General features: G+C 38.5%; 16 protein-coding genes and 1 tRNA gene. 12 read left to right on the forward strand and 5 right to left on the reverse strand.

The window, feature by feature from the left end; genetic code table 11:
- Window positions 1-11: 11 nt before the first annotated feature.
- The 3 genes from GYA49_06250 to GYA49_06260 are packed head-to-tail and all read right to left on the reverse strand — an operon-like array spanning window position 12 to window position 4,052.
- Window positions 12-2,081 (reverse strand): hypothetical protein, encoded by a 2,070-nt coding sequence (locus GYA49_06250; GenBank protein NMC36611.1) that lies wholly within the window; start codon window positions 2,079-2,081, stop codon window positions 12-14.
- On the reverse strand, window positions 2,078-2,707 hold the full coding sequence (locus GYA49_06255; protein NMC36612.1) for a prepilin-type N-terminal cleavage/methylation domain-containing protein: 630 nt from the start codon (window positions 2,705-2,707) through the stop codon (window positions 2,078-2,080). Before GYA49_06255 ends, GYA49_06250 begins: the two co-directional genes overlap by 4 nt.
- Before the next feature lies 1 nt (window position 2,708).
- A complete protein-coding gene (locus GYA49_06260; GenBank protein NMC36613.1) occupies window positions 2,709-4,052 on the reverse strand; it encodes a carboxypeptidase regulatory-like domain-containing protein in 1,344 nt (447 codons plus the stop codon).
- 125 nt (window positions 4,053-4,177) lie between these two features.
- Here GYA49_06260 and GYA49_06265 point away from each other — a divergent pair, with 125 nt between their 5' ends.
- From GYA49_06265 to GYA49_06315, 11 genes are all read left to right on the forward strand, one after another.
- On the forward strand, window positions 4,178-5,572 hold the full coding sequence (locus tag GYA49_06265; protein ID NMC36614.1) for a pilus assembly protein PilM: 1,395 nt from the start codon (window positions 4,178-4,180) through the stop codon (window positions 5,570-5,572).
- Window positions 5,562-6,206, forward strand: a complete 645-nt coding sequence (locus tag GYA49_06270; protein NMC36615.1) for a hypothetical protein — start codon at window positions 5,562-5,564, stop codon at window positions 6,204-6,206. Before GYA49_06265 ends, GYA49_06270 begins: the two co-directional genes overlap by 11 nt.
- Complete coding sequence (locus GYA49_06275) at window positions 6,181-6,726, forward strand: LytR C-terminal domain-containing protein (GenBank protein NMC36616.1); 546 nt, start codon at window positions 6,181-6,183, stop codon at window positions 6,724-6,726. Before GYA49_06270 ends, GYA49_06275 begins: the two co-directional genes overlap by 26 nt.
- Window positions 6,727-6,780: 54 nt before the next feature.
- Window positions 6,781-7,254, forward strand: coding sequence for a type II secretion system protein (locus GYA49_06280; protein NMC36617.1), 474 nt, complete (start codon window positions 6,781-6,783; stop codon window positions 7,252-7,254).
- 128 nt (window positions 7,255-7,382) lie between these two features.
- On the forward strand, window positions 7,383-7,838 hold the full coding sequence (locus tag GYA49_06285) for a type II secretion system protein (GenBank protein NMC36618.1): 456 nt from the start codon (window positions 7,383-7,385) through the stop codon (window positions 7,836-7,838).
- Between the two features lie 117 nt (window positions 7,839-7,955).
- Window positions 7,956-8,873, forward strand: a complete 918-nt coding sequence (locus tag GYA49_06290; protein NMC36619.1) for a DUF4349 domain-containing protein — start codon at window positions 7,956-7,958, stop codon at window positions 8,871-8,873.
- A 24-nt stretch (window positions 8,874-8,897) separates the two neighbouring features.
- The gene (radA, locus tag GYA49_06295) at window positions 8,898-10,202 is read left to right on the forward strand and encodes a DNA repair protein RadA (GenBank protein ID NMC36620.1); all 1,305 of its coding nucleotides are present in this window, start codon (window positions 8,898-8,900) and stop codon (window positions 10,200-10,202) included.
- 81 nt (window positions 10,203-10,283) lie between these two features.
- Window positions 10,284-11,000 (forward strand): sortase, encoded by a 717-nt coding sequence (locus GYA49_06300; protein NMC36621.1) that lies wholly within the window; start codon window positions 10,284-10,286, stop codon window positions 10,998-11,000.
- 162 nt (window positions 11,001-11,162) lie between these two features.
- Window positions 11,163-11,816, forward strand: a complete 654-nt coding sequence (locus GYA49_06305; protein ID NMC36622.1) for a hypothetical protein — start codon at window positions 11,163-11,165, stop codon at window positions 11,814-11,816.
- Between the two features lie 720 nt (window positions 11,817-12,536).
- Window positions 12,537-13,142: a hypothetical protein gene (locus GYA49_06310; GenBank protein ID NMC36623.1), complete on the forward strand. Its 606-nt coding sequence runs from the start codon at window positions 12,537-12,539 to the stop codon at window positions 13,140-13,142.
- 219 nt (window positions 13,143-13,361) lie between these two features.
- Window positions 13,362-14,273, forward strand: coding sequence for a glycosyltransferase family 2 protein (locus GYA49_06315; protein ID NMC36624.1), 912 nt, complete (start codon window positions 13,362-13,364; stop codon window positions 14,271-14,273).
- On the opposite strand, the gene GYA49_06320 is transcribed toward GYA49_06315, so the two are convergent.
- Together GYA49_06320 and GYA49_06325 are read right to left on the reverse strand one after the other, a co-directional pair.
- On the reverse strand, window positions 14,173-17,601 hold the full coding sequence (locus GYA49_06320; GenBank protein ID NMC36625.1) for a hypothetical protein: 3,429 nt from the start codon (window positions 17,599-17,601) through the stop codon (window positions 14,173-14,175). The two genes, GYA49_06315 and GYA49_06320, sit on opposite strands and share 101 nt — an antisense overlap.
- A 366-nt stretch (window positions 17,602-17,967) precedes the next feature.
- Window positions 17,968-18,053: transfer RNA gene (locus tag GYA49_06325), tRNA-Ser, on the reverse strand.
- Between the two features lie 118 nt (window positions 18,054-18,171).
- On the opposite strand from GYA49_06325, the gene GYA49_06330 reads away from it, so the two are divergent.
- Entirely contained in the window at window positions 18,172-19,335 is a 1,164-nt protein-coding gene (locus GYA49_06330) for a hypothetical protein (protein ID NMC36626.1), read from the forward strand.
- The last annotated feature ends 457 nt before the right edge of the window (window positions 19,336-19,792 follow it).

A 19,792-nucleotide genomic window follows, 5' to 3' on the forward strand; every position in this document is an offset into this window, starting at 1 on the left:
TAAGAACAAAATTACTCTTCTTGCCAACTGATAAACTCATACTCACCTTCAGTGGGGAAGTAGGGTGGTGGGTAGTAAAGCAAAGTGCCATCATAAATCATTTCTCTGGTGTAAAAACCTGAAGAAGGTGGATCTCCAAAATTCCAATACGATTTGTTATTGGAAATTAACGTACCATAAATCGTTAAAGAATTTTTGACTGCTTGACTACTCCAACCACAATACCAGAGATAGCCGTGGCGTAGCACTGCTCCTTTTTGAGCCAAAAGAGCAGCGTCGACTTCAAAATCTTCAGGTAAATCTCTGATAAAGTAAATATCATGCTGGGCAATCAAACCTAAACTGTGATTACCATCCTTAGTGTGATACGTGATATTGCCATTGATCCATATATCCATAGCATTACTATCTATGGGAAAACGAGCAGCTACTAAGGTAGTTTTACCATTAACAGTACCATCTACCCAAACTGTATCTTCAAGAAAAATAATAGGAACATCACTCACTTGATAGGTTCCAATATATGTTTGATTAGGACCTGGATTAACTGGAGGAGTTGGAGTTGGAGTTGGTGGTGGTGCTGGAGTGGTGTATTCTAAATTTAAAGTAGCAGCGTGATTAAGACCGGCATTTCGATCTAACCATTCAACCTTATCGCGATTATTGCAGTTAGGATCAGTTATCCAAACCACAATATGAGATCCCCCAGATAAGCCGTTATATTTATCAACTAAATACTGAATTAGATTATCAAAAGAGATTGAGTTGGCCCAATATCCTGAAGACGGCCAAGACAAACCGGAACGACTTGGCCAACGAACTCCATCACTAAGTCTGTTGGGGTATACATCAGTACTACCGGCGCTAGAATCAATATTTGGTCTGCCAGTAGCACTACTTACCCTTGGAGCATCCGCTGCATCAGTAATATACAAACTCAAATATTGATTAGAATTCCAAGAATTGGTGCCTTGAGAATACAATGAGATAGTAGAATTACTGACTGTTGCATTAGCTGAAATACCTTCTGCTGGAACAGTAAATCGTGCTGCTCCCCATGTACAGTGATTCCATTGTCCTGTAGCTAAGGCATTTCCGCTCTCACCATTAGCATAAAAAGTTGTTCCATCAATTTCCCAGTCATCAAAAGCTGTTTCAGGTTGTAAATTAAGACTAGTATTAACTGGAGTAGGTTGAGGAGTAGGTTGAGGAGTAGAGGTGGTAATATTTTGATATAAACGTTGGCAACCTAATTCATCAGAATAGCCATAATATGAGTCAGCACTTTCAACTCGAAATAAACTAAACGTACCATTGTCCTGAAACACAACATGATAACCCATAACTCCAGAAGCATCCCGATAAACCCCACTATTTTTAGCAGCGGTTCTCATTTTGTCAAAATCAACAGAAATGGAGTCAAAATCAATAGTTGGGGTTGGATACTGCCAAAGGTTGTAATTTGGACCACTACCCCAAACTCCAGGTTTGGTTTGAGTAGGAGAACAACCAGTTTCACTTCCGCAAGTATAGGTTTTTTGAGCGCTAGTAACCAGAGAAGTATTAATCCCATCCATGCGAATCCCATTATTAGAGTGGACTAATCCATGGACTGTAATTCCCTCACCATACCAAGTACTGGCATTGCTTAAATTTGAATAACGAGCCAGTGAAGGAATGCCATATGAAGCAGTGATGGTTCTTTTGGCTCCTTCAAAACCCTTAACCCAACCAGTTGCCGTAAGTGTTACCAACGAAGAGCCATTTTCAGGAGGGGTGATAAGTAGTGAATAACTCCCAACTTCTTTGCCCTGACTATCTTTATAGCTATGTATGTAAGGGCCAGTATGTCCGGTCCCATCTGTAAAATCATCTGGAGAGTGAGCTAAGTGCCAACGATAGTATTGAATTCCAGCTTCAGCTATAGCTAATGCCTGATCAGAGGCAGTTTGGCGCTGAGTTAAATCCCATTGGTTGCTTAACATAAAAACCAAACCATAGATAACTACAATAAAAGCAGCAGTAATAACCAAGATTGGTCCAGTAATTGAGCCACGATTTGTAATGCGTTGTTTTTTCATAAATTATCTTTTAATGTTCTGATTTCAGCGGCTGATTGGATTTCATGATTTGTTTTTTGGTATTTACTGTCACCAGCTACAATAATATCAATTCCAATGGTTCTAGTTTGAAGTAATCGTTGGTTAGTGGGTAAGGGATTGTGAGCTGTATCGCTAGGCCAGTCCCCATTATAATAATAAAAAACAGGCTTGGTGCCATTGACCAAATGGTCAACTAACGTGATAATTTTTTCTTGGTTGGTGGGATAATCAACTGGAAAAGCGGTAGGATTAATTACTCCTTTTTTAAAACTATCACCATCTATAAAATAGCGAATTCGCTCAATTGCTGAATCATTGTCAGCGTTAGAAAAAAAAGTCAAACCTTGATCATTTACTTGCACTAAAGTATAAGCGCCATTATCTCCATGACGACTGTTGCGAATCTCTTTTACCATACGCTCAACAGCTCTATTGGCTGCTTCAATACTCACATATGAGCTCATGGTTAATTCTTCTTGAGTAAAAATAATATTTTGTAAAGCTACTAGAGCTAAGAGAATCACTGAAGCTAAAAACAAAGATACAACAACTTCAAGTAAAGTAAACCCCGATGATTGATATTGTAGAAATGCATGTTTACTCATTTTATTTACTTGGCAAAATAATAGTTTCACTGGCGTTTCCTGCTACCGGAATAGTGCCGGTCATAGATTGGTAGTCTGGGTGGCTAAGTGTATATGTATAGGTAGTGGCACTTAATCCTCCAAAAAAAACTTGGCCAAAATCAGGATCATCTTTTAGGCCGCTAGAACTAGTAGCTATAAAATCAGGTGTTAGACTTAAATTAGCACTTGCAGAAGCAATACTGTTTCCATTGGGATCTTTGACATTTAGTAATAAACTATTAGGAGTTTTAATAGATAAGGCCATATTTAAATTGATGCTCTGCGCAGGATCTATAGCAAAGGGTTGACTAGGAGTAATTCCTGAAGGAGTATAAGAGCTTTCTAGTAGGGTAATGATGTAATTATCCCATTCTAAATTTGGAATTTCTAACCTACCCTCACCATCCGTTTGCAGTTCTTGATCATATTTAAAAACTGGATCACCGTCAGTATTGGTACCGATTTGTTTAGAACCTGTTAAACGAAAACTGACATTAGATAAAGGAGCAAAATTAGCTTCTCGATCATTGACGGTTGCTATTAATAAATCGCTAAGTTCGTCGATAACAAAAACTCCTTCAGAAATGCAACCATTACTAATAGTAATAGGGCGCTGATTGGGATTGGCTACTTCTGTGGTAGTATAGGTTTTATCTCGAGTATAACCAGTTTTTGTAATTGTTATATGATAGCAGCTAGCACAGCTAGGAGCTCCAGGTAGGATGACCCGACCATCCTGATTGCTTTGTAAAGTCATATCAATAGCTGGAGTTACAGCGCTATTAGTAATATGAACTTGAGCTTGAGTAACTGGATTAGCTTGGGCATTAATGACATACACAGAAAGAGTGCCTCCAGACACTGCAGTTTCTAAGCCCTTTGGGGCTATGGTAGTAACCAAGACTAATGGTTGAGCTCGACTAGAATATTGACCACTCCAACTAATTTCTAGGCGGATTTGTTTATAATCAGTTGGAAGTAAATCAGTTGGAGCCGTGCCATCATAAGCGTCATCAATGTAGGTAATAGAGGTGTGTACAGTATAGTTAAGACCATTACGCTCAACTGTCTCAAATTCAGGAATATTGCCTTGAGGAATACCACCGCTTGTGCCTAGTTGACTATAGGGCAAATTTTCTAAATATTCTAATTTTTCTGTAGCTAGATGACGAGCAATTAAATGAACTTGAGCATAGCCCATACTTTCATAAATAACTACAACCAAAGAAAAAACTGCATGCATTAAAATGAGAAATATTCCAATAGTAACCACAATATCTAAAAGAGCCTGGCCACAACTAGTGGAAGAAGAAATTTTGGGCATTAGTTTTACTATACCGCAAACGTCCTCAAAAATCTTGAAAATAGCCTCAGTACCGAAACTATTTGATAGACATAACCCCTCTTTTCTGTTAGGCTAAGAATAGAAGTAAAGTCGTTACTGCCCACATGATTACATCTGTTTTGGTCTTTTCCACCAACTTGATTCAATTTCTGCAACTTGATACTAAGCAAAAGCAGATTGTAACCTCGTTTTCTCAGCAGCTACCCACTGGTCTTATTCAGCGAGGGAAAATTACTAATCTTGAGCAAGTACAGCAGATAGTTGGCCAACTACTGACTCAGATTAAAACCAAGCTCATGTATATCGAGCTAGTTATCCCTGAAGATGCAGTAGTTTCTAAATCACTTGAGTTGCCCAATTTACCAAATCACGAAATTGATGAAGCAGTACGTTGGGAAGCCGAAGGAGTTTTACATTTTCCCTTAGGAGCTGCAGTTTTGGACTGGAAGCGTTTATTTAGCAATGGCAATTATCATGTTTTAATGCAGGCTGTTCCCCAGGAGATTGTGGATGAATACCTAGCTGTTGCTACTTCCAGTAATTTAATAGTCCAAACCATAAGTACTCCAGCTTTAGGATTAGTTACTTTGGCAGAGCAAAAACCTGGGGTTAGGCTGCTCATGTATGTGGGTCCGTCAGATACCATCTTGACTTTAACTCGGGAACAAGAAGTAATTGCAACTTCAATTGTGCCAGACAATAAAACCAATTCTATAGTTCAAACCATTCAACGAATGATACATTACTATGACAAGTTTCCAATTGAATGGATCCAAGTTGGGGGAGTAGGGCTCAATAATGAGCTAATTACTGCTTTAAAAGCCTTTAAATTACCAGTAACTGGATTTACTATGCCAGTATCTGTAAATACCGAAACTGCTAATACTTACCTGCTGGCTATTTCGGTGGCAGTTGCTCCAATAGCCCCACCTAGTGATCAGGGGACAATCAACTTACTACCTCAGTGGTATGATAATCAAGAACGAAAAAAAAGACAGTTTTCTTTTTGGAAGCAATTACTTCTTATTTTTGCTACATTTAGTTTAGTAATTACTGCTGCGCTTGGAGGATGCTACTTTTGGTTATCCCGCTTAGAAACTAGTTTTTTAACTCAGCAAAATCTACCCTCATCCGTTACTAAGGAGGCTCTAGAGTCAGCTAGTCAGGCTAATAATTTAAGCCGTTTAGCCTTAGCTTTAGAAACCACCGACTACTTTCCTACTAAAGCTATTAATCAAATAAAAGATTTAGCAGGAGATACTATTACTTTGGGGCGGGTTGAACTCCAGCTATCCGAACAAAAAGGTACGGTTATGGGATTAGCTAAGAGTAGAGATGGGCTTTTAGCATTTAAACAAGCTTTGGAACAATTACCAGGTATAGCCGAAGTACAACTACCAGTTTCCAGTTTTGTTGAAGAAACTGATTTGCCATTTCAGCTCTATCTAACTTTTGCTAAAGAACCAACCACCTTACTACAGGAGGAAGATGCCAAGTAAAACAAGCCAATCGCCAGCACCATCTGATCAGGCTAAAAAGGCCAATAAACAAGTAGTCAAAGCTTCTGTAAAACCAGAAAAAACCGGTTCTTCATTTAATTTGCCTTGGCTATTAGTTGGCTTAGCTTTAGTTAGTATTGCTTCTCTGAGCTTAAGTTTTTGGCTTTTGGGAAAATTACCAGCCAAGGCTGAAGCAATCAAGCAATTGCGGACTCAGGTTTTGGCATATCAAATTAGTGATCAAGATGAAGCCTTGTTGCTACAGGCTTTAAAAGATACGGAGTCAGATCGGGAAGTTATTATTGCAGCTTTTCCAACTGAAGAAAGCCTACTTAACTTTATTGCAGTCATTGATAGTCTCAAAAATGCTCAAGTGGAGGTATTACGTTTCAGTGTTGATAGCGATACGCCTAGTAAAATTGGGCGTAATCCTAGTTTTTTGCCAATCACCCTTAGTTTGCGAGGTGAGGCTAAAGCAGTTGAACAAGCCTTGACTAAAATAACAGATAGTCCTTATTTTATTAGACCAGTTATTTATTACTATGAATCAGGAGATGGAAAAGGGGAGCAGGTGATTATAAACACCCAATTCCATCTCTTTGTCAGTGATGAATTCACTAAAACTAAATCTTAACCATCTGATCATCTTTATCTTTTTTGTGCTAGCCTTGTTTTTGCTGCTTATGGCTGGTCGAGTAGGGTTTCAAGCTTGGCAAACTGCAGGAAGCTTAGATGAAAACTTGGCAATTTCCACTTCACCGACCTTAAACCGACAAAGTATTGGAAAAGCTGCCAAGTGGTTGCGTCAAAGTCCTACTGTATCTGTTGAAGACACTAAAGAAAAAGCAGCTTCAACTCCGGTGCCAACGCCAACTCCTGTCCCAAGTGTTCTCAAAGTTGAGATTATTAATGCCAGTGGGATTGATGGAGCAGCTAGTCAGCTGAGCCAAGCTCTCGAGGTTGATGCTAGTTTTTCTTTGAAAACCAACCAAGTGGTGCTTGACGAGAGCAGTTTAGTTTATAAAAATAGATACAAGGACCAAGCTACTGCTTGGCAAGAAAAACTCAATGCATTGGGATGGTCTGGACTTGCTATGCAAGAACAATCCGATGATAATGAGTTTGATGTGATTATTACATTAGGTGCCAAATAGCATTGTTATAAAACTTCGAAGTTTTATAATACTGAGGGGAGGTGAGCAATTTATATGAAAAAGATTGTCGACAATCGTGGTTTTACCCTGATTGAACTCCTAGTTGTTATTGGCGTGATTGCTATTCTAGCTGCTATCGTTTTAGTTGCTGTCAATCCTGGCCGCCAGTTTGCTCAAGCTCGAGATACCCAAAGGCGTTCAGATCTGTATTCCATTACTAATGCGATTTACCAATATGCTGCTGAGCATGAAGGTAATTTGCCTGATACTGATGGAGATGATTCAACCAGTAACTTCCCAACTACCCCAACTTGTATTGGAGTTGGTGCTGGCTGTTTTGATCTGGGAGCTTCCACTGATGAGGCCGGAACTGAAACTGTAGTTCCTACCTATATAGCAGAAATTCCCTCTGATCCGTCAACTGGTGATGCAGCCAATACTGGCTACTTAATCAATGTGGATGGCAATGGCAGAATCATTGCTTCTGCAAGTGGAGAGATCCAAACATCTATTACGGTAACCAGGTAGAAGAATATAAACACTCAGCGACACTAAGGTGCAAGCCTGCCCTGTTGCTGAGTGTTTTTTGTGGTTTTTAAAACTTGCAGTGAAGATAAAAAACATGTTAGGCTTAAAAAGAAGGAGGTGATATTATCATGAATTCAAATCGAGGTTTTACTCTAATTGAACTTTTAGTAGTGATTGGAGTTATTGCTATCTTAGCAGCAGTAGTTTTAGTTGCTGTCAATCCTGGCCGCCAGTTTGCTCAAGCTCGAGATACCCAAAGGCGTTCAGATCTGTATTCCATTACTAATGCGATTTACCAATATGCAGCTGAGCATGAAGGCAATTTGCCTGATACTGATGGAGATCCAGTGACTGACAACTTTCCGACTACTCCAACCTGTATTGGTGCTGGAGCTGGTTGCTTTAATTTAGGTGTAGCTGGCGATGATGTAACTGTAGTTCCTACCTATATGGCAGAAATCCCTGCTGATCCAGCTACTGGTGATGCAGCCAATACCGGTTATTTGATCAACGTTGATGCTAATGGCCGAGTAGTAGCATCTGGGAGCGGAGAGTTGGTTGAGGCTATTACTGTTACCCGTTAAAAACACCCTAATTTTCAAAAAGACATTTTTTTGAGAAGGGGTGTTTTTAGTGGTTTTAAAACCTTTTTTGCCCAAGCTCTGCTTGCTTTATGTTTATCTTTCTGTTACATCTAAGGTATGAACCTAATTTCCTGGGTCAAACAAAATCAATTAGCTACTATTCTTCTTATTATCTTCGTCTTTTTTATTCTTAAAACCTTGTTTGGTAATTTTTATGGCTATAATCTCAAATACTCTGAAAATTATGTCATGCCTATGGCTGCATTTATGGATGAAGAGAGTTATAGTCGTGATTTTAAAGTTAGCAGCTCTACTCAAGGGACAGCAGCTCCAGCTCCAGAAATCAGCCAGCGGATGGTCATTCAAAGCTCCCAGTTGTCTCTGCTGGTTTCTGATGTCAAGAAAACGTTAGAAGCTATTAGTAGCTATACCCAAAGCATTGGTGGGTATATGGTAGAAAGTACCTTAGATCGGCCCGAAGAATCAGCTTCAGGCCGAATTACCGTTCGAGTTCCTCAAGAAAAACTAAATGAAGCCTTGGCACACTTTAATGCTCAAGCAGTTAAAGTAGTTTCTCAAACATTGGAAGGAACTGATGTGACTGATGAATATGTGGACAACCAAGCAAGATTAGCAATCTTAGATCAAAATAAAACTAGATTTGAAGAAATTATGGCTAAAGCTGTTACTGTTCAGGAAATTTTACAAGTTCAAAATGAAATCTTTAATCTCCAATCCCAAATTGATCAGATCAAAGGCCAGCAAGAGTATCTGCAAAAAAATACTCAAATGGTCAGAATTACTATTTATTTAGCTGAAGACGAACTGTCCTTACCTTATGTACCAGATAATGCTTGGCGACCTGATGTAATTTTCAAACAAGCAGTGCGGAATCTGATTAGTCTTTTGAGAGGTTTGGGATCAATTGTCATTTGGATTGGTGTTTTTTCAGTACTGTGGATACCTGTAGTAGTTGGCGTTATCTTTTACAAAAAATATTACACCAAGAAAAAACTAGCTAAAAACCCTTCTTAAATCTTGTGCTACACTAGCTTTGTCATGCCGAAAAAAGCTTCCTCTGTATATATTTGTCAAAACTGCAACTACCAGAGTCCTAAGTGGTTAGGTCAATGTCCTAGTTGCAAAGCTTGGAACAGCCTGGTTGAAACTGCGGTAGCACCAACTCCAGCTGGGTTTAGGAGTAAAACAGGAGTTCAGGCAGTTCCAGCCGCTACCTTAAAACTAGCTACGGTGGCTAGTAAACAGTTTAAACGAATTGCCACGCCCTTTACTGAGCTGGATCGAGTTTTAGGAGGAGGAATTGTGCCTGGATCAGTGACGTTGGTGGCTGGTCCACCCGGGATTGGTAAATCCAGCCTATTAACCTCAGTTGTTGCTAAGCTCAAGGGATTATATGTTTTAGGAGAAGAATCACCTCAACAGGTCAAACTGCGGGTGGAACGAATGGGCTTGCCAGTTGATTTTGAAGTCCTACCGGAAACCAATGCTGAAACTATTGTAGCTACAATTGGCAAGCAGCCTTTGGTAGTCGTTGACTCGATTCAGACGCTTTGGACCCAGAAACTGACAGGTGTAGCTGGTTCGGTAGGCCAAGTTCGGGAATCAGCCCAAATGTTGCTCCAACAGGCTAAAGCTACTGACGTCCCCATAATTATTGTTGGACACGTTACTAAGGAGGGATCTGTAGCCGGACCCAAGGTTTTAGAACACTTAGTGGATACAGTTCTACAATTTGAAGGGGATAGCAAGCATGAGTACCGCCTGTTACGGGCGGCTAAAAACCGTTTTGGCCCCACTGATGAAGTAGGGGTGTTTGCCATGCACGACCAAGGTTTAATTGAGGTCAAAAACCCCTCAGATCTATTTTTACAAGATAGGCAAGCCGGTAATCCAGCTGGTAGTGTCGTGGTAGCTACTATGCAAGGAGTCAGGCCTGTCTTGGTAGAAATCCAAGCTTTAGTTAATCCCACTGATCTAGCTATGCCTAGAAGAGTAGGGACTGGCATTGATCAAAAACGGCTGCAAATCTTATGTGCAGTTTTATCTAAGCATACTGGTCTTAAGTTGTCAGACAAAGATGTGTTTGTTAATGTAGCTGGAGGTTTAAATCTACGGGAACCAGCGGCTGACCTAGGCATTTGTTTAGCCATTGCTTCATCATATAAAAATAAACCTGTTCCCCAAAAAACCGTGGCTATTGGAGAAGTTGGGCTTTTGGGGGAAATCCGTCAGGTATCATTTATGGATAAACGAAGTAAAGAAGCCAGAGCTCAAGGTTTTGCTCATATTATTTCTGCCAAAGAAGTGGCTTGGATTAGACAGGCAGTGAGTAAACTTCAGTAAGATACGCAAAGTTGTGTTCTTGTGCTATAATATCCTATAACAATAAATAAATTCCTGTTTTCATGGAGATATTATCAGTACATGTTTGGGCAAAAAAAATTTCAACCATACCGATATATCAAAGCTACTGCTCGTGTAGTTCGGGTGCATCGTCAAACAAGCGATACATTTTTATCTGCAGTAGGCTATGCTGTCACCAGTTTAGCTTTATTAGGCATGTTGTTTCTGGCTAGCCCATTGATCGTGACTGAAAGCATTTTGCTGCTACAAAAACTTAATCGGCAATTAACTAGTCTGGCCTTTATGCCAAGTAGCGATGAACTACATTTCCCAGTCAATAAACCCATGCCTACCCAAGATCCGGCTACTTTACCATTTTCGATTTCTATTCCCAAGTTAGAACTGGAGGCTAAGGTTATTGCTAATGTGGATGCCAGTGATCAATCAATTTATAGCCAAGCTTTAAAAGAAGGAGTAGCTCATGGTCTAGGTTCAGCCTTTCCAGGTCAGGGCAAACTAGTTTATATCTTTGGTCACTCTACTGATTACGTTTGGAATGTGAGTACCTATAACGCTTTGTTTTATCAGATTAAAGACTTAGAAGCAGGGGATAGTATCAAGCTTAGTCTTGGTACCAAAACGTATACCTATATAGTAGTAGCCAAACATATTGTAGCTCCTACTGACATTAGTCTCATTGAACAAAACCAAGATAATGATTTATTAGTTTTACAAACTTGCTATCCACCCGGGACTGATTGGCAGCGCTTGCTCATAGTAGCTGAACCAGTTAAATAAAGCTTAGAAAAAAGCATATTTTCTCTTATATTTCTAATATCCCATAATACTTGACAAGCAATGTATAACATGTTATTATTGCCCAAATTAGAAACCCATAGTATCAATTCTAGTTTTTATTTAACATCATATTTGTTGAATAAAAACGCAAAGGACTGCTCTATGAATAAACATATAACTACAATCCTAGCTACTATTGCTTTAGTTTTGGTAGCTACTTTTACCAATGTAAATCAGGCTCAAGCTGCTTGTCATAGTGTTTATGGTGGTGGGGAAGTTTGTGATGAGTATGATATTGATTTGGATAAAGTGGTTTGGAATCCCAGTGAAGACAAGTGGCAAGACAATATTGACAGCAGCACCTATCTTTTTAAAGACGGTCAAGAAGTCAAATTTGAACTACGGGTTAAAAATACCGGTGACAGAAAAATCCATGAAATCACCTTGCGAGACATCTTTCCTAGTTATTTAAACTGGACCTCTGGTGGCAGTTGGCTTAGTGATAGTCAAAAATCTGAATTTAAAATTTATGACTTAGAGGCCGGTAGTACAGTTACTAAAACCGTCTATGCCAAGTTTGTAGGCAAAGATGATCTGCCTTCTGGTATTACCTGTGTCACTAATAAAGGTGAAGTTTATACTAAACACGATGGTAGTGATACTGACACCTCAACTATTTGTGTAAGCCGTGAAGCTAAGGTTTTAGGCGTAACTACTTTACCAGCTACTGGACCCAATGTTCCAGTGATATTGGTAGCTGAACTAGCTGCTCTTACTGGGTTAGGTTTTGCTTACCTAAAAGTCGCTAAAAAGTAACTTTGATAAAAATATAAAAAACAAAAACTCTCTTATTACTAAGAGAGTTTTTTTATGGGAAAGTATATTTTGATTTTACCTATTAAAAGAACAAAGTCTTTTAGTTTCTTACCAGAATGTTTATCTTTATCCTATAACTTGACAAAAGTTTTTTTATAACCTATAATATGCAACAGCTTTAACAGAATTACCAATTTTTCAAAAAATATACAAGCCAAACTGTTAAAGCAGGGACGGCATTTTGTTGGGAAAAACTAGGGGAATAGATCTGTTAAAGCTATAACTTCTTTATTCCCCTGGTTTCTCCCAAGAAACGGGAGAATAGGGTGCTGATTTTTGCCAAAAGACACTGCGTCTTAATCTGGTAGGGAAAAGCACTGCTCTTTAATAAAGCATACACGGGAAAGTTGGCCAAGCCATTGTGGCTGCAAGAACAAAAGGCTTGTATCTGCACTGGCTTGGCTAACTATATCAAACAAACTCTCGGGCGGAAACGCCGCAAACACCCAAGCTGAGGGAGTGCACCATACCTTAAAGGAGGTAAGTAAGATGAGAGTAACAAGAGTTTTGGGAGTAGTAGGGATTGGTCTGGTTGTACTGGCTTTGCTGATTAGCGTTGTGAACATGGTGGTCGCGGCTGGCCCCTTCGTGGGGACGCCCAACTGCAAGGTTAACGGTACTGTGCGGAATATGGCGTGGGATGGGGAGACTCGCTTGTGGATGGACAACCAGCTAGCTCTGGATATCAAAACCAGTGGCGGTAGCTGTGTTGTCCGGTTCACCAACGCGATGGCATTCGTGCTCAACAGCGTTGAGGGGGAAGTTCGAGTTGATGGCAATGTCAATCCGTGGCCTCGAGGCAACGGACTCAAGTTGACAGGAACTGAAATCTCCATCGACTACCACGCCGATGACTACTCGAACGGCTTTGATCTCTGGCTGATCCGGACGCCTGCTCTGGTCCCAACTCAACCTGCACCGACCAAGGCTACCAAGCCAGTACCGAGTGTCGTAACACCTGTTCCGACCTATATGGTCCCGGCGCCTTCGACCCAGCCTGCGACGGGCTCATGCAAGGCCGGCAACAAGGAATGGAGTCTCGTTTGGGATGACAGCAAGGGTCGCTTGTATATGGACCCTTGGATTGCCGAAGCGCGTGAGGTCAACAAGACGCAGGTTGTCACCTGCACTCTCACCACGCAGGTTGCCGGCAACGTTGAGGCTCTGGGCAAGCAGATCCCGATTGCGGCGGCGGAAAGCTGGGAATATACCTTTCCGAAGGCTGATCCCAGTTTTGGATTTGCCTTTCAGGCAAGTCGCGGCTAGCAGTCACGACCCGCCCGGCAGGGCACAAGTAAAATCGTGCCCTGCTTGGCACTCAAAGGTAACAGATTGAGACAATGGCGTCTTGATCAAGTTACCGAGAGACAGTGGTCTCTTACCCTTTTGTTTTTTAAAAAGTGTAAGAATGACCCCGTGTATGCTGTTTCTCTGAATGCAGCAAAATACTGATGCATTGAGAGGAATTAATAAAATTTAGCTTTTATGAGTAAAAAAAGGCAAGAAAACGAGCTTATTTCCATTATTATGCCGGTTTACAATGCCGGTGATTTTTTAGTGGAAGCTATTAAAAGCATTTTGGATCAAACCTATACGAATTGGGAGCTGATTGCAGTAGATGATAAATCCGAAGACAACTCTTTACAGATCTTAAAAAAATTTGCAGCTGGTGATAAACGGATCAAAATAATTACTAACCGAAGTAATCGTGGAATTGGTTATAGTTTAAACCGAGCCCTTAAAGTAGCTAAAGGCACTTTTATTGCCCGGATGGATGCAGACGATATTGCTGCTCCTAAAAGACTGGCTATTCAACAACAGTTTTTGAAAAAACACCCTAAAATTATTGTTTGTGGTGGGCAAGCCAATATGATTGATTGTCAAGGTAAAGTATTTGCTAAAAAGCAGTTTCCAACCAAACCCTCAATTTTATATGACATGATCATGCAAATGATCCCGATTCAACATCCCATGCTCATGGCCAGAGCCAAGTACTATAAAAGGTACCGCTATGATGAGTCGCTCTCAACAGCTGAAGATGTAGATTTGCTATTTTACTTTCTGAGCCGAGGCCCAATCAGTAATGTTTCTCAATATATCTACAACTATCGCAAAGCCAATAGTTCCAATGGCTACCATAATGTCAAAAAAACTTTTTACTTGACGTTTTTAGCTAGATGGAAAGCTATTATTAGCTACCGGTACCAACCTTCTATTAAAGGAGTGCTTATTAGTCTAGCCCAGCTTATGGCTGTAACTGTCTTACCTTCACAATGGATAGTTAAACTGTTTGAAGCTATTCGGTTTTATCCGCCCGTTTGGCAACGTTTACTAGCCATGCCTGAGAGATTAAACCCAAACCAAGAACTACGATTAAACCATAACCTAAATAGCTAAAGATATTTGGCCAGTAAAACACCTTTTCAACATCTTCTTGACTGTCTACAATCCAACCCTGTTCCCAACCATTTACCCTCACTGGCTGCTGATTTTTGCCAATAGTTAGCCAATATGGAGAAACAGCCTGATTTAATGTACAGATATGTTGAGAACTGATCATAGTTATATCTGGTTTAATGTGAATATTGGCCCAGGTTACTGGGATCATTTGGAAAAACCAGTTGTTAATTTGGTTAATACTGGGTTGAGCCCCAATTCCTTTAGCAAGAATCTCAGTATAGTATTGATTTTGAACTGTAGGTATGATTACAAAATCCAAAAAAGCATCTGATTCATGGCGATTAGCCATGCGTTTATAAAGATTAAATTCTTGTTCGGGCTGACGCAGCTTAAGTTCGTAGGGGATAGACTGTACATTGGTCCCACTAGCACCTATTAAAGCTATTTTTCCTTCACTGTGTATCTGATTAATCAGCTGATAGATGCTTGTATTAGCTTCCTGAGAAACCATCATAATAGTATTATTTTTAGTGTTGATATCGCTTGTTTCTTCTTTATTATCAAAATATTCAATACTGGTTTCTGGTGTAAATTGGCTGTTGCTCTCAGGATAGTGATAATTTTCAGACCCTTGAATCATTGGTAGGCTCATGGAAATTTGATCACCTTGATGCAAAGCAAAATTGTAGGTTTGAACAGAAGGGATCTTGCTAATATTTAAATCACTAATTTCCTCACTATTTGTGTAGACGTTTGCTTGCAGGCGCTTATAAGTAAAATTAGAGATTTGAGTATCCTTAGGTTTTATATACATTTTAATTACTTCTCGAGATGTGATTATCTTAGGAATCAATAAAGTAAAAGAATTACTTCCTTTTAAGGCAGCAAATTGATTAGGTTTATTTAAACACCTTTGTTGTAAGTCAGACCATACGCAAACACTAAAATTAGCCTTTTGGGGCACTTCAAATGTAGCTTCCAACTCTAAAATAGTTGGCTCTGAAACTTGTAGTTGCCAAGCTCCTAAAAGATCAAGTTGAGTTGAATTGCCGTTCCAAACCGAAAGATTTTTATCGGTATATATGTCTCGAAAACGAGTATTAAGCACCACTTTTTTATTTTGATCTTTCCTTAGGTCAATCACCTGATCATTTACTGTAATAAATTTCGGAATCAAAGTAGTCTGGGGGAGTTGCATTTTGGGAACTTGAATATCTACTGGCTCTTTATTGATTTTGATAGTAGGCCAGGCTGGAGTAAGACTTATTCTGCCATTTTGGTATTGAACTTTGGTTGGTGAATTAATCAACTCTTGATAATCAATATTCCAAGTAAAATTTTGACTTTTATGTGTGTATCTCCAATTAGTTTCTATAGTATTTTGATCGAATGTTATTGTTTTTTGATTTAAAGCTAAAGGATACAGTGTCCCTGGAAGATCAAAACTAGAAACATATGTTTGATTAGGTGAATTTTTAGTTAGTATTGTATTGAGGCGTAACCAATTATGATCAGTATCTACAATTAGGTATTCATCCGCTTCCTTTTTAGCTAAGACTTGATATAGCTTGAGCTTGCCAAAAGATTTGAGCAATACCAATCCTGAATTTTTTTCAACCATTTGGTTATGAAGACTCCAATCATATTTGTAGCCAACAACTCCTTTTGAAATATACTTATCTGAGAGCACATAAGAAACATTATATTGTTGTAAGGCCTTGTCAAATAACTCAGGATCTTGTGAATAATAAGAATTGTGAAGTAATGTATAAGCTTGTTCATTTTCATCAGATCCAATAATCAGAGCCTTTTCTATAATTGGGTTTGGTAGTACATAATTAAGTACCACAGAACCCCAAAACCCCCAGTCGTAATTGCGAAAATATTGAGTATTAGCTTCTGGGGCTATGTAGATACGGCCATATGGATTAGTGTCTTTTAAGTAATTAGCAAGTTGTTGGTATTGAAAGGGTATTTGAACGTACATACTATTTCTAATCAAGCTTCCTATAAGTATGGGGAAAACATTAATCAATAAAAGTAAAGCTATAAAGCTTCCTAAAATAGCCTTCTGTTGTTTTTGCTTTAATAATCTTAATAAGCCATAAGTGCCTATTGAAGCAACAATAGGTAGAGGTAAAAGCATTAATGGCCAGAGCTTTGAGCTTTGCCAGCGGAAAACTTGTTCAAAAAGAGGAACATATTTTTGTAACCAAATAAAGATAATACCAAATGGTGGATTTACTCCTTTAATTAAAAACCAACCAAAGAAATATGATATTGATAGAACCAATAACGGTTTTTGTCTTTTTTTAATTAGATAAATAGTTCCACAAACAAATAGAAATAGAGGGATATAGCTAATAGCCGTGCCAAGAGGAGACTTAATGTACCAACTAAATTGAGGATAGGTATAATTTTTACCATCTTCTTGGGTAAATAACCAAGAAAACGCATATCGAGGAATATTTAAAAAAGTATTATATTTTTGTTCGTTAGCAATAGTTTCGCTAGTAATCTCACGGTTAATTTGTGAGTTTTGTAAATCTATTTTTTGACTACTAACATAGAATAAAAATGGAACTATCCAAAATAAATGAACAATAAAGACTAAAATAATGGCTTTAATTAATATCACCATTTTTTCTTTATTTTTTAACAAAAGCAAAAGCAAGAAACCAAATATGAAAATAACAAGAGCAATAATAATAAACATAGTGGCAGTTAAGGCTGCTGTGCCAAGAAGTAAACTACTAAGAATTAGAGTTAGATAATTTATTGGTTTTGGATGATCTACTGTTTTTATTATTTGCCAAATCACTAAAGGAAGAAAAGCAAAAGCAGCTACAAAAAGATGAACCGGGAAAAAATAAACCCAAATAGTCAAGAGATTAGAAATGTAAAATAAACCTCCAAAAAAGAAAAATAATTGTTTATGCTTTTTCTTAGCCACAAATTGGGAAAACCAACAAGTGATGGATCCCATGCTAAAAACAGCAATAAAAAAAGTTATAAAAATATATAACTGTGAGATTAACCAAGAGGGAAGAACAGTTTGTAATAAGTAAAAGAGAGTTGTCCGAAAAATATCTCCCTGTTCACTATCAGATGGAATTCCTAAAACCCTGTATGAACGCCAAGCAGGATTTAGTAAAGATCGTTTTAAAGTCAATCCAGGATTTAACTCAGGAGAAAAATTATCATTTCCTATAATAAAATAATTCAGTTTAAAATTAGTTAAAAATACAAGCAATGAAATAATTAAAAGCATCACAATACCCAGGTTATTTTTCAAACTTATGCTCGCTTTTTTAAAATAACTCATAAAAATTGCTTTGTACAAATTATATGTTATAACCCTATATTAATCATAATAAAGATTATTGCTAAGATGAAACCGCAGATTATTACGTTACTATCTTCAATTATTATAAGCATTAGCTTGGTTGGTGTCATTTACTGGATTAGCATCCAGGCATTAAGTCAGTGAGAAAAGTATCAAATAAATCAAGTCAAGCATAATTGTGTAATGGAGCATCGGGTAAATTATAAAACTCCAGAAGGTGGACAGATAAGTGAACCGTTACAAGCAGGCTATGAAAAGTGTTTGGCTGAAATGGCGTTGAAATAAGATTTCTTTCTATAACACCTTCCCCATAAGATAAATCAAACACATTTTTTTCATAATGAGCGGAGGAGGTGGGATTTGAACCCACGGGCCCCAAATTGGAGCGCGGTTTAGCAAACCGCTGCAATTGACCACTATGCGACTCCTCCAGATTTTATTAACTGCTAAATTATACCGCATCGATTTGTTTAGAAACAGATATGTATAGTATCATTGACTTTGTATACCATACAAGAGACTTGTTGCAAATTAAGTTTTAAGTAGTTCATGAATGCTATTTTCTCTTCAGCTAAACATTCCAGATTGATTTATGTACTATTTCTCGTTTTTGTATTTTTGATAGGGGGTTTGGTATATCTCAGCTGGTCATTTGTTGCTCAAAACACTATTAAATTTTTATCCCCAGTGAACCCATCAGAACTAAAACCTCAAATCAGAAACATGTCTGATAATTCTTCTCGATTTAATCAAAATCAAATAGTAGGACAGGTATTAATGACTACCCTTGAAGGGACACAACTATCTGCTTCAGAGGCGGCTTGGTTGCGAGATGGGGTAGTAGGAGGAATTCTACTTTTGGGTAGAAATATTGAAAACAAAGACCAACTCAAAGCCTTAACGACTCAGATTATGCTCGAAGCTTCGAGTTCGGGCGTACAACCATTTATTGCAGTAGATCAAGAAGGAGGTAGTGTAGCCCGAATTGATTGGATTGAAAAAACTGCTCAGGTAGATATTACAAGCACTGACCAAGCTTATCAAGTAGCCCTAAAACGAGGTCAAGCATTAAAAGATTTGGGTATTACTATGAATTTAGCTCCAGTTTTGGAGTGTTCTTCTGATCAAGAAAGTTATATTGCTAGTCAAGGACGCAGTTTTAGCAATCATTGCTTAGAGAAAGCCATGGCTATGGTTAAAGGATACCGGGTAGCTGGAATTATACCAGTTGTCAAACATTTTCCTGATGGTTTAGCTTGGACTACAACTGATCCTCATAAAAGTTTGCCTATTATTGACCAAGATCAAAACCAGCTACTATCAAACCTGCAACCATATCGGCAACTGATTAAAGCCAATATCCCAGCTCTGATGGTGACTCATCTAAATTACCCATTGCTTGATAGTAGGCCTGCCAGTGCTTCTTATTTTTTTCTGACTTCTTTACTGGCTGAGAATTTTAGTTTTACTGGCTTAATTATTGTTGATGATCTGAGTATGAAAGCAGTAGCTGATAACTATGAGGTGGGAGAATATGCGCTCAACAGTCTTAATGCCGGAGCTGATTTTTTGATAGCTTCTTCGCCAAATGATTTTGAAAAAATTTCCAAGACTTTGTTTACAGCTTGGCAGCAAAAGCAAATTACTAAGTCAGATTTTGATCGCAAGCTTTTACACATTACCGCAGTCAAACAAAGCCTGAACGAACACTAAAGCAAGAGTAGTTTATTTACATCAGCTATAAATATAATTATTATTATATTTAGCAAAAAAGCATAATTGAGTACAGAGTATACTAATAAAACTTCGCTTTTGATCACAAGGTTTTTCAGTAGCAGAGATAAACTAAATTAAACCCGAAAACATTAGAGATTATAGGATTGACAAAGCAAAAAAAAGTTGATAGAATGGGGTTTGTATCTGACGAATAGAAGGTCTTTTAAAAAAGAAAGAAAGCATTACTATCGCTCCTTATTATTCCACCAGGCAGTAGAATGTGGACGAGTAGCAATGCTCTCTTAAGCTTATTGGCTTTCTTTAAAAGGACAGGAATAAAGAAAAGCCTATGCTTAAAACTAGCACAGCTTAGAACTGGTGTCAAGTATTTTTGATGTTGTGATAGGGATTCGAGTGTAGGGCAGGCTCTCGAATCCCGATTAGAACACCTAAA

It is taken from the genome of Candidatus Beckwithbacteria bacterium (assembly GCA_012797845.1).
Classification (GTDB): Bacteria; Patescibacteriota; Microgenomatia; order UBA1400; family UBA1449; genus JAAZOH01.

What these genes read in the sequence shown, in the direction of transcription:
- GYA49_06290 (NMC36619.1), top strand. Translation starts at nt 7,956, where the DNA reads ATGAACCTAATTTCCTGGGTCAAACAAAATCAATTAGCTACTATTCTT.
- GYA49_06280 (NMC36617.1), top strand. Translation starts at nt 6,781, where the DNA reads ATGAAAAAGATTGTCGACAATCGTGGTTTTACCCTGATTGAACTCCTA.
- GYA49_06305 (NMC36622.1), top strand. Translation starts at nt 11,163, where the DNA reads ATGAATAAACATATAACTACAATCCTAGCTACTATTGCTTTAGTTTTG.
- GYA49_06315 (NMC36624.1), top strand. Translation starts at nt 13,362, where the DNA reads ATGAGTAAAAAAAGGCAAGAAAACGAGCTTATTTCCATTATTATGCCG.
- GYA49_06270 (NMC36615.1), top strand. Translation starts at nt 5,562, where the DNA reads ATGCCAAGTAAAACAAGCCAATCGCCAGCACCATCTGATCAGGCTAAA.
- radA (NMC36620.1), top strand. Translation starts at nt 8,898, where the DNA reads ATGCCGAAAAAAGCTTCCTCTGTATATATTTGTCAAAACTGCAACTAC.
- GYA49_06300 (NMC36621.1), top strand. Translation starts at nt 10,284, where the DNA reads ATGTTTGGGCAAAAAAAATTTCAACCATACCGATATATCAAAGCTACT.
- GYA49_06250 (NMC36611.1), bottom strand. Translation starts at nt 2,081, where the DNA reads ATGAAAAAACAACGCATTACAAATCGTGGCTCAATTACTGGACCAATC.
- GYA49_06320 (NMC36625.1), bottom strand. Translation starts at nt 17,601, where the DNA reads ATGAGTTATTTTAAAAAAGCGAGCATAAGTTTGAAAAATAACCTGGGT.
- GYA49_06265 (NMC36614.1), top strand. Translation starts at nt 4,178, where the DNA reads ATGATTACATCTGTTTTGGTCTTTTCCACCAACTTGATTCAATTTCTG.
- GYA49_06330 (NMC36626.1), top strand. Translation starts at nt 18,172, where the DNA reads ATGAATGCTATTTTCTCTTCAGCTAAACATTCCAGATTGATTTATGTA.
- GYA49_06275 (NMC36616.1), top strand. Translation starts at nt 6,181, where the DNA reads ATGAATTCACTAAAACTAAATCTTAACCATCTGATCATCTTTATCTTT.
- GYA49_06310 (NMC36623.1), top strand. Translation starts at nt 12,537, where the DNA reads ATGGACAACCAGCTAGCTCTGGATATCAAAACCAGTGGCGGTAGCTGT.
- GYA49_06260 (NMC36613.1), bottom strand. Translation starts at nt 4,052, where the DNA reads ATGCCCAAAATTTCTTCTTCCACTAGTTGTGGCCAGGCTCTTTTAGAT.
- GYA49_06285 (NMC36618.1), top strand. Translation starts at nt 7,383, where the DNA reads ATGAATTCAAATCGAGGTTTTACTCTAATTGAACTTTTAGTAGTGATT.
- GYA49_06255 (NMC36612.1), bottom strand. Translation starts at nt 2,707, where the DNA reads ATGAGTAAACATGCATTTCTACAATATCAATCATCGGGGTTTACTTTA.